This window comes from Bradyrhizobium sp. RDM12 (assembly GCF_051917485.1).
GTDB lineage: Bacteria > Pseudomonadota > Alphaproteobacteria > Rhizobiales > Xanthobacteraceae > Bradyrhizobium.
Map to the genome: position 1 here is coordinate 6,249,014 of NZ_CM133064.1, position 13,977 is coordinate 6,262,990.

Annotated in this window: 10 protein-coding genes, 4 pseudogenes and 1 riboswitch; of the genes and pseudogenes, 2 read left to right on the plus strand and 12 right to left on the minus strand. The window is 66.8% G+C overall.

From position 1 onward, the window contains the following. Positions 1 to 4 precede the first annotated feature (4 nt). The 3 genes and pseudogenes from ACTGJ9_RS30680 to ACTGJ9_RS30690 all read right to left on the minus strand — a co-directional run bounded on the left by ACTGJ9_RS30680 (position 5) and on the right by ACTGJ9_RS30690 (position 4,659). Positions 5 to 744 (minus strand): annotated as a pseudogene (locus tag ACTGJ9_RS30680) (maleate cis-trans isomerase family protein). A 111-nt stretch (positions 745 to 855) separates the two neighbouring features. Next, positions 856 to 2,292 carry a PepSY domain-containing protein gene (locus ACTGJ9_RS30685; RefSeq protein WP_456674101.1) on the minus strand — a complete coding sequence of 479 codons (1,437 nt, stop codon included), beginning with the start codon at positions 2,290 to 2,292 and terminating at the stop codon, positions 856 to 858. A gap of 12 nt (positions 2,293 to 2,304) precedes the next feature. Next, positions 2,305 to 4,659, minus strand: coding sequence for a TonB-dependent receptor (locus tag ACTGJ9_RS30690; protein ID WP_456674102.1), 2,355 nt, complete (start codon positions 4,657 to 4,659; stop codon positions 2,305 to 2,307). Positions 4,660 to 4,776: 117 nt separating this feature from the next. Continuing rightward, positions 4,777 to 4,979: riboswitch (cobalamin riboswitch) on the minus strand. A 73-nt stretch (positions 4,980 to 5,052) separates the two neighbouring features. Between ACTGJ9_RS30690 and ACTGJ9_RS30695 the strand changes: the two genes are divergently transcribed. Beyond that, positions 5,053 to 5,625 (plus strand): histidine phosphatase family protein, encoded by a 573-nt coding sequence (locus ACTGJ9_RS30695; RefSeq protein WP_456674103.1) that lies wholly within the window; start codon positions 5,053 to 5,055, stop codon positions 5,623 to 5,625. On the opposite strand, the gene cobT is transcribed toward ACTGJ9_RS30695, so the two are convergent. From cobT to cbiE, 7 genes and pseudogenes are all read right to left on the minus strand, one after another. Beyond that, complete coding sequence (gene cobT / locus ACTGJ9_RS30700) at positions 5,626 to 6,678, minus strand: nicotinate-nucleotide--dimethylbenzimidazole phosphoribosyltransferase (protein ID WP_456674104.1); 1,053 nt, start codon at positions 6,676 to 6,678, stop codon at positions 5,626 to 5,628. Between the two features lie 10 nt (positions 6,679 to 6,688). Beyond that, a pseudogene (gene cobF / locus ACTGJ9_RS30705) lies at positions 6,689 to 7,437 on the minus strand (precorrin-6A synthase (deacetylating)). Then, positions 7,434 to 8,165 carry a uroporphyrinogen-III C-methyltransferase gene (gene cobA, locus ACTGJ9_RS30710; RefSeq protein WP_456674105.1) on the minus strand — a complete coding sequence of 244 codons (732 nt, stop codon included), beginning with the start codon at positions 8,163 to 8,165 and terminating at the stop codon, positions 7,434 to 7,436. The pseudogene cobF and the gene cobA overlap by 4 nt, the downstream one beginning before the upstream one ends. Further along, positions 8,162 to 9,472: a cobyrinate a,c-diamide synthase gene (locus tag ACTGJ9_RS30715; RefSeq protein ID WP_456674106.1), complete on the minus strand. Its 1,311-nt coding sequence runs from the start codon at positions 9,470 to 9,472 to the stop codon at positions 8,162 to 8,164. Before ACTGJ9_RS30715 ends, cobA begins: the two co-directional genes overlap by 4 nt. Further along, positions 9,472 to 10,254 (minus strand): precorrin-4 C(11)-methyltransferase, encoded by a 783-nt coding sequence (gene cobM, locus ACTGJ9_RS30720; RefSeq protein ID WP_456674107.1) that lies wholly within the window; start codon positions 10,252 to 10,254, stop codon positions 9,472 to 9,474. The genes ACTGJ9_RS30715 and cobM overlap by 1 nt, the downstream gene beginning before the upstream one ends. Positions 10,255 to 10,264: 10 nt before the next feature. Then, positions 10,265 to 10,618: pseudogene (locus tag ACTGJ9_RS30725) on the minus strand (cobalamin biosynthesis protein); the annotation flags it as partial. Beyond that, positions 10,615 to 11,794 (minus strand): annotated as a pseudogene (cbiE, locus tag ACTGJ9_RS30730) (precorrin-6y C5,15-methyltransferase (decarboxylating) subunit CbiE). The pseudogenes ACTGJ9_RS30725 and cbiE, both read right to left, overlap by 4 nt. Between cbiE and ACTGJ9_RS30735 the strand changes: the two are divergent. After that, a complete protein-coding gene (locus ACTGJ9_RS30735) occupies positions 11,793 to 12,539 on the plus strand; it encodes a cobalt-precorrin-6A reductase (RefSeq protein ID WP_456674108.1) in 747 nt (248 codons plus the stop codon). The pseudogene cbiE and the gene ACTGJ9_RS30735 sit on opposite strands and share 2 nt — an antisense overlap. Here the strand turns inward: ACTGJ9_RS30735 and cobJ are convergent. Both cobJ and ACTGJ9_RS30745 read right to left on the minus strand, forming a co-directional pair. Then, the gene (gene cobJ / locus ACTGJ9_RS30740; RefSeq protein ID WP_456674109.1) at positions 12,515 to 13,249 is read right to left on the minus strand and encodes a precorrin-3B C(17)-methyltransferase; all 735 of its coding nucleotides are present in this window, start codon (positions 13,247 to 13,249) and stop codon (positions 12,515 to 12,517) included. The genes ACTGJ9_RS30735 and cobJ overlap by 25 nt on opposite strands. Next, complete coding sequence (locus ACTGJ9_RS30745) at positions 13,246 to 13,977, minus strand: precorrin-2 C(20)-methyltransferase (protein ID WP_456674110.1); 732 nt, start codon at positions 13,975 to 13,977, stop codon at positions 13,246 to 13,248. Before ACTGJ9_RS30745 ends, cobJ begins: the two co-directional genes overlap by 4 nt.

Genomic DNA, 13,977 nt, shown 5'->3' on the forward strand with positions numbered 1-13,977 from the left:
TCCGTCACTTCATCATTGCTGATGTCTGGAATATCCGCCCCCACGGCGCAAGGGCCCCGATGTCGCCACCGGCGAGGCTCAGGCTACGCCACAGCGTGACCGCAACGGAATCGAGCACAACGATATCCAGCTCCTGCTCGAGCGAGACGGCAAGTGCGGCACCGTCGAGATTGGTGCAGAGGATGACGACAGTATCAGCACCCTCCGCAGCCACTGCGCGGATCATGTCCGCGATGGCCGACGGTGTGACCTCGCCAAAGGAGAAATTGTCGCGCAGGCCGAGATGTCGCTCGGCGTGCGGCGCGATGCCCTCCTCGGCCCAGACATCGGCGATGCGCCGCTGCACGTCATCGGTATAGGGCGAGACAAGGCCGACCCTTTGGCGCCAAGCGCGCGAGCGGCGTCGATGCAGGCGAGCGTCGATGTCGTCGCCGGCACGTTTGTGCGCATCGTGATCGCCTCGCAAAGGCTCCTGTCGCGACCGATGCCGAGCCAGCTCGCCGACGTGCCGTTCCAGGCGATGGCGTCGACCTTGGCATCGGCCAGCAGCTCAGCGGCCGGCAGCATCACCGAGGCATCGAACTGGCTTAGTGCCGCGGCATCGAGCGCGATCTCCGTGACGCGGAAACGAGAGAAATGTGCGGTAACGCCGTCGACGTCGTGCAGCATGGCGCTGGTCACGGGCTCCAGCACCGAATTGGACGACGGCGTGATCATGCCGAGACGCTTGCGCAAAACTGACATCGATCACGGACGCTCCATTGCGAGGGCGCAATTGCGCCCCTCGAACGATCATCCTCGCCCTCCGCCATTGATGCAACCCGCAAATTTGCTGGCTGCAGGTTAATGGGCGTTTCAGGCTGCGAAGGTCGCCCGCAAACGCCGCCAGCCGATCACGATGCCGGTGACGGAAAAGACCAGGCCGAGTACGCAAAGTCCCACGATCAGGACGTCGCGCAAACGCGGATGCGCCATCAAGACGGGGAAATCGAGCGTGTGCAGCGCGCTGTAGAACCAGCGATAGGCCCGCCGCGAGGCATCGAGCCGTTGCAACACGCTGCCGTCGGCGCCGTCGATGTCGAACCAGAGATCGCCGCAGCGGGAGCGGTAGACAGGCGCACCGGGAACCACGGACTGCGCGGGATAGTCATCCTTATCGGCGACAACGGACGGCATGCCGCAGCCGGTCGCCAGGCGCGTCGTCAGACCAAGGACGTCCTGCTGATCCAGAAACGCCATCTCCTGATTGCGGGCCGGCTCGCCCGCCTTGGTCAAGGTCTGGCTGTCAAGGCCGGTGCGATCGCGCCGAAAGACACTCCCATTGAAAGCAAACCATTCGATTTCAAGGACCGAGGAGGAAATGGGCTGCTGCTGATCGAGCGACGGAACTGCGTGCCAGGCCGGCACAGCGTTCGTCACGCCAGACTCCGTCGACGTCAATTGCCCACGCGAGAACAGCCGGCCGTGGTCCATCGAGAGCCAGCCGCTGAAAATCCAGGTCAGCACGAAAGCGGTCGAAACGAGCCCGATAATGTGATGCAGGGCGTGCCAGCCGCGATAGGGCGACGCGATCCGGCGCCCTCCGATCCTGATCCTGACGAAACCGAGCACCGCGCCCAGCACCGCCGCGATCAAGGCCACCAGCGACACCATCGAGACCACCCGGTCCCACAGCGACCAATTGCTCCTGAGAACCGTCGGATAGATCCAGTGCAGGACGCTGCCGACCCAATTCCAGCCACGCTCGCTGCGGATCGTATCCAGGACGACCTCGCCGGTACGCGACGAGACATAGATTTCCGTTCCCGCCGCATCGCCGAGCGCGATGCGGAACAGTGGCCGGTGGCGATCAAAACCGTTCGGGACGCTCCATTGATCGTAGTCCGCGCGTGCGGCGATCATCGCGTCCGCGGCATATAGCCCTCGCCTGCCGGCGTAATCGCGGGCAATGGCGAGCGCGACATCGGGAAACTCCACCGATGCGTCCGCCCCATCCGGCGCATGGACCGCCCGCACGCGCGACGGTCCCGACACCACATAGACCGGCCCGTCACTGCGCTGGATCAGGCGCACACGCGTGCCGTCCGTGACGCGGCTGGCGGTAACCGCGTCGGCAACCGGAATGATCGGCTGCGTGCGCTCAATCGGCGCGAGTCCGGCAAGGCGTTCCGCTTCCGTCAGCGACGGAAACGGAACGAAGTGCATCACGATCCCGCTCGCGAACCACATCGCAAACAGGAGGCAGAACGCGATCCCGAGCCAGCGGTGCGAAAGGACGATCGCGCCCATCATGCGGTCAGCGCCCTACCATTTGAACGCCGCGGAGATTTCATAGGTCCGCGGTGCGCCCAACAGGATCTGGTCGGGATAGAATGGATCGCCCCAGATCGCGTAGCGCTTGTCGGTGAAGTTGCGCACCCGGAAAGTCAGGCGAGCCTGGTCGACCGCATTGAAGACCGTCTTGGGGATGTCGACGAATGCGTAGACATCGCCGACGGTGTAGGCATTCATTGTCACGGTGTTGGCGTCGCTGTTGTAGCGGTCGCCGACATGGCGGCCGGTGATGCCGACCTCCACCGGCCAGGGTGTGAAGAAGCGCCAGGACGCGCCGGCGTTAGCGACGATGCGCGGCACGTTCGGCGGCGTATTGCCCGAGAACGAGCCGCCGGCGAAATCATAGTCTGCGTAGCGCGCATCGACATAGGCGATGTTGCCCCAGAGACGCAAAGGCTCGATCGGGCGGATCGATCCCGCGAGCTCGACGCCCTTCGACTCCTGCCGTCCTGCAATGTTGAGCTGCATGCCGCCCGCAGCGGCATAGACGTTCTTGCGCACGATATCGTAGGCGGAGAATGACCACTCCGCCCTGTTGTCCCAAAGCACGTGCTTGATGCCTGTCTCATAGGTGCGCGCGGTGGTCAGGTCGAGCGGCTGGGTGGGGCCGAGCAGGAAGATGTTATTGGCGGAGATGTCGGCGCCGGTGGCGTACTGGCTGAAGAAGGTCAGGCCCGGAACCGCTTCCCAGGTGTAGCCAATGCGGCCGGTGACAGACGCCCAGGATTTCGAGAACGGAAAGCCCGCGTTCTCCAGGCCGAACTGATCGGTCGAGTTGCGGTCGAGCCCGATATGCTCGACCCGCAAGCCGCCGATCAGCGAGAAGGTCCGCGTCAACTTCAGCCGGTCCTCGAACGACAGAGCCTCGTTGTCGATACGCGCGGTCTGCTGCTTGGTCGTCAGCAGGCCGTAGAAGCCACGGTTGGGATCAACGAGATCAACGGAGTCGCCTGGGAAGTTGGCGGCACCCGGCCTGATGAAGTCGAGATAGCTCGACGACAGCGTCGCGACGAGACGATTGTCGAAGCCCGCGATATTCGCATCCCAGCTCAGGTCGGTGATGTTGCCGACCAGCCGTTGGCTGTGCGCCACATAGAAGCGGCTGCGATCGACCATGTTCGTCTCGGTGTTGAACGCCTCGACCTCGTTATTGAACCAGGATCGCTCTGCGCCATAAGCGTAGGCCTGGCTCTTCAACGTCAGGTCGGGGGCAAGCTTCACCTCGAAGCCGCCGCGCAGCCAGACCTCCTGCGCCACGTTGCGATTGTCGAGGACGTTGTAGTTGGTGTTGAAGGTGCGGTCGGCGATCGTGATCGGCCCGAGATTCGAACCGTTGGAGGCAACATATGTGCCCGAGACGATGCCAGCCGTCGCATGCGAGCCGCTGAAGGCCACCGGCACCAATGGCGCGCCCCAATAAGCCCTGGAGCGGTCCTCGCGATACTCGATCGCGCCCCAGACCTTGAGGCTGTCGGAGATGCGGTAGTTGAGTTGGCCGGAGACGTCGAGCGTCTTGGTGTTGGTGTCGTCGGCAAAGCCGTTGAGCGTGGAGCGGCTGACGTCGAAGCGGTAGTCGAGGCCCTCGACGTTGGTGCTGCCACCCGAGCCGTAATGCGCGCCGAAGGAATTCAGGGAGTCGTACGAGAAGTCAGCCTCGTTCCGGATCGCTCCCGTGTGGGGCTGCTTGGTGACGACACTGATCGAGCCGCCGGCGGCGCCCTCGCCGGAGATCAGCGAGGCCGGGCCTTTCAGGATTTCCACGGCTTCGAGATTGGCCGTGTCCATGATCCGCGAGGTCATGTTCTGCGGGCCGATCTTGATGCCGTTGTAAAGCGTGTTGATCTGGCTGTTGGTGAAGCCGCGCATCGAGAAGGCTGACGGCTCGGCCGGATTGTCGCCGGCGGTGACGCCAACCGCGCCCTGGGAAACCTCGGAGACGGTACGGTAGCCCTGCTTGCGCATGGTCTCGGCGGAGATCACCTCGACGGTCGCGGGCGTCTCACGCACGGTCAAGCCGAGGCGCGAGGCGCTTTCGGCAACCGCATTGCTGTTGAGCGGCGTCGGCGCCGCAGCGTTCGGCACGACTGGCCTGGATGCGGCCGCTGCCGCGGCAGGCCTGCGCGAAGCCGTGCGGCGTGCGCTTGCCGCGTCCCGCCCGGTCGGCTTGGCCTGCCTGCGGGATTGCGGTGGCGAGACCTCCACGGGCGGCAGGAGTTCGCGGGCCTGCTGCGCCAAGGCAGCTGGCATGTCGATGGCGACAAAAGATGTGAGAGCGGCGCACGCCAGCAGGAAACGGCGTGGTCGTACAATACGGATGGAAGACACGGTCCTGGACCTCGGTGTGACGTCAGTGGCACGTCACCGCGAACCAAGGTCCCATCTTCCGGCTTACAAGCCTTCCGATGAAGCCGAATGTCTGTACTCCCCGACCGACATCTTCGCGTGTGACCACGGCTGACGGCAGGTCTCCTGGCTCGCGGGTCGTGACCGCTTCGTCGCCTTCCCGGGACCGAGGACCCAGTGGCTTCTGACGAAGGATTCACCGCTTACAGTTGCGGGGGCAGCTACGGCATTGGAGACAATGTCCCCGCACCGCATTCCCTTTTTCATCCCCTCTCGGGGAAACCGTCAAAAGTCATCTAGGGTTACGATCAACACGGAGTCAATGTACAAGCTGCGTCGTTATTGCCGCAGCGACCAACTTCTTTGGAGATGAGCATGGAAGGCGAGACCCTCCTCTGGCTGATACGGCATGCCCGCGTCGACGGCATAGCAGGGACGATCCACGCCGCCGACGCGCCGGCCGATCTCGACGATGGCGTGCACCTGGAGGCCTTGCGCCGGTTGCTGCCGCGGGATGCGGCGAGCTATGCCAGCCCGGCGCGACGCACGGTCGAGACGGCGCGCGCGCTGGGGCTCGAGCCCGAGTGGCTGACCGAATTCGGCGAGCAGGATTTTGGCGATTGGACCGGCCGCCGGCATGACGATCTCGCAATTCACGGAGGCGAGGCCTATGCGCGATTCTGGAGCGATCCGGCGCGCGGACGGCCGCCAGGCGGCGAGAGCTTTGAGGATCAGGTCGCGCGGGTCCGGCTGGGGCTCGCGCGGATCGGCACAGGTCACGCGGCGCTCGTCGTGCATTCCGGCACCATCCGTGCCGCGCTCTGCATCGCACTGGAACTGACGCCGCAGGCGGCCTTGCGCTTTGTGATCGATCCGATGTCGCTGACCCGGATCGATCGGCTCGCGACCGGCTGGCGCGTCGTCTCGGTCAATCAGCGCGTGGCCTGATCAAGCAGGCCGGTCCGGCACATTGGCCTGCGCGAACGTCGCCATCTCGTTGTGAAGCGCGCAGGCCGATCGCACCAGCGGCAGCGCGATCGCGGCGCCCGATCCCTCACCAAGCCTGAGGTCGAGGCTGATCAGCGGCTGCACGTTCAGCGCGCGTAGCACCAGCCGATGCCCCTGCTCCGCCGATTGATGCGATGCCAACAGGAACGGCTGGCACGACGGGTTCAGCCGCACGGCCGCAAGCGCGGCAACCGAAACGATGAAACCGTCGATCAGCACGGGAATGCGCGCCTGCGCGGCCGCAATGATCGCGCCGGAGATCGCCGCGATCTCGAGGCCGCCCACGGCGCACAGGATCTTTTCGGGCGAACCACCCGCAACGCCATGACGCGCGATCGCCGCATCGATCACGCGCGCCTTGTGCTCACGGCCCGCTGCATCGACGCCGGTGCCCGTGCCTGCGATTTCTTCGGCGCTGATGCCGAGCAGGCTAGAGGCGATCGCCGCCGAGCTCGTGGTGTTGCCGATGCCCATCTCGCCGAAGATCAGGAGATCTGGCTTATCGGCCCGCGCCCGCGCCACTGCGCGTTGGCCGGCCTCGAAGGCGAATGCCAGCTCGGGGGGCGTGAGCGCAGCGTCGACGCTGAAATCGCGGGTGCCGTGACGCGGCTTGTCCGTGAAGATACCAGGCATCGCCGCCTCCGCCAGCGTTCCGGCATCGACCACCTCCAGGTTCGAGCCGAGCTCGCGCGCCAGCACCGAGATCGCGGCACCGCCGGAGGCAAAGTTCGCCATCATGGCAATGGTCACGGCCTGCGGATAGGCCGACACGCCCTGCGCGACGATGCCGTGATCGCCGGCGAAGATGACGATCGGCGCACGTGCGGCCCGGGGACGTTCAGTCGCCTGCAGGCCGGCAAGCTCGATCGCGAGCTGCTCCAGCCGCCCCAGCGCGCCGGTCGGCTTTGTCAGTTCCGCCTGCCGTGCGATCGCGGCCTCGCGATGAGGGGCGGAGATCTCGGGACATTTCCGGGTGACCCATTCAGGGAGCATGCTGCCTCGCTTACGGCCTGCGCTTGAGAATGTAACTGTCCATGATCCAGCCGTGCCGCTCGCGCGCCTTGTTCGGGCAGCGACGATGTGCGCCCCGACCTCGGCCAGCGCGCCGGACATGATGATTTGATCGGCCATGCCGAGATAGGCGCCCCACCAGATGTGAAGCCCTTCGGGATCGAGCGACTGGAACGCTGTGCCGCCGTCGAGCATCACGACGACCGTATCGACGCCTGCCGGCCAGCCGCCTTCGCGCAGGCGGCGTCCCGTCGTCACCAGAAACGGCTCGCCGATGTCATTGAGCGGCAGCGCATGCGCCGCGCACAGCGCCTGGATCGAGGTGATGCCGGGCACGACCTCGATATCAGGCAATGGATCGAGCCGCCGCGCGATGCGCAGCGAGGAATCGTATAGCGAGGATCGCCCCAGATCAGCAGCGCGACCTTGCCGTTACCGCCGGGATGATCCGCGATCGCCTGCGACCAGGCCGCGGCAACCGCGTCGTGCCAATCGTCCACGCCCTTGTGGTAATCGGCCTCACCCGCGTCGCGCATGGGCAGATCGAACTCGGCAATGCGCGTGGTGTCGTTGGTGAGCACATCGGCGCAAATCGTCCGCCTGAGATCGGCAAGGTCGGATTTCGCCGCCCCCCTTGCGTGGGATCAAAACGAGATCGGCGGCATTTATCGCGTCGATCGCAGCGCGCGTGAGCTGCCCGGGATCGCCGCAACCGATGCCGATCAGGGAGAGCGTCATCATGACGATCCGCCCTCCGCCAGCGCGCCGAACACGATCACGGCCGCGGTGGAAGCCGCACCGCCGCGCGCGAGTTGCTCGGCAAGCTCGGCAATGGTGGTGCGCATCAGCCGCTCGTCGGCACGGCCGAGGGACTCGGCGAACAGCGCCGGCGTATTCGGCGAGAGCCCGTGCTCGATCAATTTCGCGACCAACGCCGGAAAGGTGCGCCGGCCCATATAGACGACGGTCGTCGCGTCAGGATCGGCCAGCGCCGCCCAGTTCAAATTCTGCGGCAGCCCGCCGGTGACATCGGCGCCCGTCACAAACTGCACCCGGCGCGAGGTGTGGCGGCGGGTCAGGGGAATGCCGGCCTGCGCGGCGGCAACGCAAGCCGAAGTGACGCCGGGAACGATCTCGTAGCGGATGCCGGCCTCACGCAGCGTCTCCAGCTCCTCCTCGAGCCGGCCGAAAATGCCGGCGTCGCCCGACTTGAGCCGAACCACGCGCACGCCCGTGGCAGCGTAGTCGACCAGCAAACGGTTGACGTGGTGTTGCTTGGTTGAGGGCCGCCCGGCCCGCTTCCCCACCGCGACGAGATTGGCGCCTGGGCGCGCCAGATCGAGGATCGCGCCCGAGGCGAGATCGTCATAGAGCACGACGTCTGCCCCGCGCAGCCGCGCGGCGCCCCTAAGGGTGAGCAATTCAGGGTCGCCGGGCCCGGCGGAAATGAAGGAGACAAAGCCGCTCACCGGTCCTCCGCGATCAGATGGAAGAACGTGCCAGTCGCATTGCCGCGCCGCGAGCCGGTTTCGGCGATGACGGAGCCTGTTGCGTCGTGCACGACCGCCAGCGGCGTATCGGGCTGGGCGACGATCGTCGAATAGTGGAATTCATGACCGCGCAGGCGCGCACCAACCTGATGGCCCGGCATCGGCGCAGCGAGCGCGGCGAGACGATAACCCAGATGCATCCGGCGCTTGGCAAAGCTCGTCTCCAGTCCGAGCACGCCCGTCATCTCGTGACTGATAGCGTCGGCATCGATCAAAGCGGTTCCCAGCACCATGTAGCCCCCACATTCGCCATGCACGGGTCCCGTCTCGGCGAAGGCGCGTAGGCCGTTGCGGAAGCGCGCATTGGCGGCGATCTTGCCGGCATGAAGTTCGGGGTAGCCGCCGGGCAGCCAGCATACGTCGGCGCTCGCGTCGGGCGCTTCATCCGCCAGCGGCGAGAACGTCGTGATCTCCGCACCGGCCGCCCGCCAGGCTTCCAGCATATGCGGATAGACGAAGGAGAAGGCGGCATCGCGGGCGAGCGCAATACGTTGGCCCGGGGGCGTCACGTTCAGGCCGTTCGCCGATGGTTGCACAGACCACCCGGCCGCGGATCGCAGCACCGCATCGAGATCGACATGCTCCGAGACAAAGCGCGCGGCCTCGTCGATCAGCTTTCCGATCTCGGCCTGCTCCTCGGCCTGCACCAGGCCGAGATGCCGCTTCGGCAGGCTGATCTCGGCATGGCGCGGCAGCGCGCCGAACACGGCGATCCCGGCGTCATTGAGCGCGCGACGCACGAGGTTCTCGTGACGGGCGCTCGCGACGCGGTTGAGCACCACGCCGGCAAGGCGCACGCCGGGGCGATAGTCGCGCATGCCAGCGGCAATCGCCGCCGCCGTTTGCGCTTGTCCTGAGGGATCGATCACCAGCACCACCGGCCAGCCCAGCATCTCCGCGATGTCGGCGGTGGCGCCGGTGCCGGAGACGCCGCGCGCGGCGACGCCGTCGAACAGGCCCATCGAACCCTCGGCCAGCACGATATCGGCATCAGTGCTCCGGCCGACGAGATGCGCGATCGTGGCGCGGTCCATCGCCCAGCTGTCGACGTTGACGGAGGCGCGGCCCGTGGCGGCGGCATGGAAGGCCGGATCGATATAGTCGGGACCGCTCTTGAAGCACTGCACGCGCAATCCGCGATTGCGCCAGGCACGCGCAAGCGCGAGCGTCAGCGTGGTCTTGCCGACGCCGGAGGCGGGCGCGGAGATGACGAGGCCCGCCGGCATCACGACGCCTCCGGAAAACGCGGTTCGGCGCCGACAGGCCGGTAGCGGCGGTCATAGTCGGCCGCGTAGAGGCGGCTCTCGTCGAAATCCGCAGCGCCGATGGTCTTGCCGACCAGGATCAGCGCGGTGCGCTCCATCTCGGCAGCTACCGCTGCATCGAGCGTTGCGAGCGTGGCACGGACGATGCGCTGGTCGGGCCAGCTCGCGCGCCAGACGATGGCGACCGGGCAATCCGGGCCGTAATGCGGCGTCAACTCGGCAATGACCTTGTCGAGCAGATGGATCGAGAGGTGGATGGCGAGCACCGCGCCGGTCGCGGCGAATGCCGCGAGCTTCTCGCCCTCGGGCATCGCGCTGGCGCGGCCCGGCGTGCGAGTCAGCACCACCGTCTGGGCAAGGCCGGGCAATGTCAGCTCGGCTTCGAGTGCCGCCGCAGCAGCGGAGAATGAGGGCACGCCGGGCGTGACGGTGAAGGGAATGCCGAGCGCGCGGAGACGGCGAAGTTGCTCGCCCATCGCCGACCAGATCGAGAGGTCACCGGAATGCAGCCGCGCGATGTCCTTGCCATCCGCATGCGCGAACGAGATCTCCGCGATGATCTCGTCGAGCGACAGCGGCGCAGTGTTGACGATGCGTGCGCCGGGCGGGCAATGCGCCAGCACACCTTCGGGCACCAGCGAGCCCGCATAGAGGCAGACCGGACAGGCCGCGATCAAATCGCGCCCGCGCAGGGTGAGAAGATCGGCGGCGCCCGGCCCGGCGCCGATGAAATGCACGGTCATGGGCCGTCTCCTCCGCGATCGCTGCAGTCGCGGTGCCATCCTGCGAGACCGCGCGCGTTGCGATGAGCCGCGCGCGAGGACCGGCGGCGGCCAGCGCTGCCGCTTCGGCGAGCGATCCCGTACCGAATTTTTCCGTGATGAGTTTTGACTGTGTCGGCGTCGCGATGCCGGCCAACACTTCGGCCGGGACTGCCTTGATCGGCACGCCGCACTCGCGCGCGAGCAGTTTCAACGCCTCTGCGTCAGCCTTGTCGCTGACGGTTGCCACGGCCGCGAGACCATCGGGACCGCCAGCCGCCACAAGCGCTTCGCGCAACGAGTCCAGCGTGACATCCTTTTTGAATCCGAGCCCGGCGACCTTCATCGGACCGCACTCCACTGCACCACCGGTCGCGCCGCCTCCCAGGAACGGTAGCGGCCGAGCGGAGCGGCATGCGCAATCTCGACCCGCATCAGCTCGCCGCCATGCTGCCGGTGCAATTCGCCGAGCAGCGCTTCAGTCTCCAGCGTGACGGCATGCGCGACGAGCCGCGTGTTTGGCCCGATGCGCGACCAAATGGCGTCAAACATGGCGATGTCGAGACCGCCGCCGACGAAGACGGCATCCGGTGGGTCCAGCGCGGCGAGAGCCTCGGGCGCCATTCCCGTGACGACGGTGATCCGATGCGCCAGCCCGAAGGCCGCCGCATTGCTGCGGATATTCACAGCGCGATTCTCGCGCGTTTCGACGGCGATCGCCGTCCCGCCGCCCAATGCCCATTCTACCGAGATCGAGCCTGAGCCGGCGCCGATGTCCCACAGAAGCTCGCCGGGACGCGGGGCCAGCGCCGAGCGCGAGCGCGCGCACCGGACGTTTGGTGATCTGGCCGTCGTGAGCGAAGCGAATGTCCGGCAGGCCCGAACTGCGCGGCAGACCATCCGCGCCTCTCGCCTCCAGCGCCACCGCAACCAGGTTTCCCGTGGAAGCGAGTGTATAGCTCTCAGCGCGATGCTCACCGACGCTTTCATGCGGTCCGCCGAGCGCGGCGAGAGTCCAGAATGCCGACGCGCCCCATCCGCGCTCGCTAAGCCACTTTGCAAGATCGGCGGCGGCCTTGCCATCACGCACGAGACAAATGATCCGCGCGCGCGGCGCCAGATGCGGCACGAGACGCTCAAATGGCGCAGCATGAAGCCCGAGACAGGCAACCGATTCGAGCCGCCAGCCCAGCCGCGCGGCGGCGAGCGAGAAAGTCGATGGCGCGGAGTACGCGATCCACTCACCAACCGCCAACTTCTCGGCAAGGCCCGCACCGGCGCCATGCCAGAACGGATCGCCGGAGGCCAGCACCGCCGTCGGCCGGCCGCGGCAGCTCAGCACGATGTCAGCGTCGAACGGCACCGGCCACGCGCGGCCGCGGCTTCCCACGTCTGCAATCGCGAGATGGCGCTCACCGCCGAACACGGTTTCCGCGCTGGCTAGCGCCTTTCGGCTTGCGTCGGACAGCCCGGCAAGGCCATCTTCGCCGATACCGATGATGGTCAGCCAGGGATCAGCCATGATGCGCGCCCTTATATTGGGCGGAATTGCCGATGCGAGCCTGCTCGCTGCGGAGATCGCACGCGCGGGGATCGACGCCGTGTATTCCTATGGCGGCCGCACCCGCGCGCCTGCCGATCAGCCGCTGCCGACCCGCATCGGCGGCTTCGGCGGCGCGGGCGGGCTTGCCGACTACATCAGGCGCAAAGGCATCACGCATGTGATCGACGCCACGCATCCCTTCGCGGCCGAGATGAGCCGCAATGCCGTTGCAGCGTGCGCAGAAACCGGTACGCCGTTGATTGCGCTCGAACGCGTGCCCTGGGTCAAAGCGCCCGGCGACAAGTGGATTGAGGTCGGTGACGTCGCCACCGCCGTCGGCGCGCTGCCGGAAGCGCCCGCGCAAATATTCCTTGCCATCGGCCGCCAGCATATCGCGCCGTTCGCGGCGCGGCCGCAGCACGCCTACACGCTGCGCTTCGTCGATCCGCCCGAAGCGCCCCTGCCCTTCGCTGCCGATGTGATCGTATCGCGCGGGCCGTTCACGCTTGATGGCGAATTGGAGATGATGCGCACGCAGGCCATCGCATGGATTGTGGCACGCAATTCCGGCGGCGATGGCGCGCGCGCCAAGATCGATGCGGCCCGCACGCTCGGCCTGCCCGTAATCATGATCTCGCGACCGCAATTGCCCGAGCGGCTGCGGGTGGAAACCGTCGCAGAGGTGATGCAGTGGCTCGGTCATCGCACGCCCCTCGGCGCATAGACCCAACGGCCGACACGGCGCGTCTGCGAATTGCCGACGATGACGAGCGTGCGCATGTCGGCCATCTCTGGCGTGGCGTCGTTCAGCGTCACGGTCACGATCTTCTCGCCAGGCGCGCTGATCGCGCGCGCGAAGATCACGAGGCGCTCGCCGCAGCCAGCCAATTTCAACACCGCGAGCGCGCGGCCAAACCCTTCCGGCCGGCTCGCCGAGCGCGGATTGTACAATGCAATCGAAAAATCCGCTTCCGCGGCAAGCCTCAGCCGCTTCTCGATGAGCGCCCAGGGCTTGAGATTGTCGGAGAGATTGATCGCGCAAAAATCGTGGCCGAGCGGCGCACCCGCGCGCGCGGCGGCCGCCAGCATCGCGGTGATGCCCGGCAGCACCCGGATCGTAAGCTCCTGATATTGCGGCGCCTGCTCGAGCGCCTCGAATACGGCCGAGGCCATCGCGAACACGCCGGGGTCGCCGGAGGAGACGATGACGACCTGGCCGCCTTCGGCAGCCAGACGCAACGCTTCGCCCGCGCGCTGCAGCTCTTCGCGGTTGTCGGAGGGATGCAGGGTGAGACCGGACCGCGGCAGGACACGCGCGACATAGGGCGCATAGCCCAGAATATCGGTGGCGGCGGCGAGCGCCGCGGAAACCTCCGGCGTCACCAGCGCATCATGGCCCGGGCCGAGGCCCGCGATGGTCAGCGTGCCCGTCATTCGGCGGCGTCCGGATGCCGGCCCTTGCCGTGCACGAGCACGATCGCAAAGTAAGGACAGTCGGCGGCGTCGATCTCGGCCAGCCGCGCAACGCGCTCGCCCGGCATGGTGCCGCGCTCGACCAGCCAGGCGTCATCCAGCCGGCCGGCGGACGCAAGCGCACGGCGCACCTTTGCGAGATTGCGGCCGGTCTTCATGACGACGAGCGCATCGGAATCGCGCATGCGGCGTTCGAGCTCGGCCTCGGCCAGCGTACCCATCAGCACCGTCGTCACGTCGTCGCCGAGCGCGATCGGCTGACCGACGCCGTTCCAGCAGCCGACCATGCCGGGAATGCCGGCGATCACCTCGATCTCGACGCGGCCTTGCAGGCGCGCGTGCAGATGCATGAAGGAGCCATAGAAATATGGATCGCCCTCGCATAGCACGACGACATCGACGGCGCGCGCCAGTCGCGCCAGGCGCTCGGCCCATTCGTCGTGGAAGCCGGCCAGCAGCCGGACATAGTCCGGGCTGTCGAAAGCGATCTCGGTCGTAACCGGATACTCCATGGGATATTCGGTGACATCGGCGGCCAGCATGCCCTCGACGATGCGCCGCGCCTGGCCGGGCCGGCCCTTCTTGCGGAAATAGGCGACGTGCTTCGCGCCGCGCACGGTCCGATCGGCGCGCACGCTCATCATGTCAGGGGCGCCGGGGCCAAGACCGCAGCAGATGATGCGTCCCAT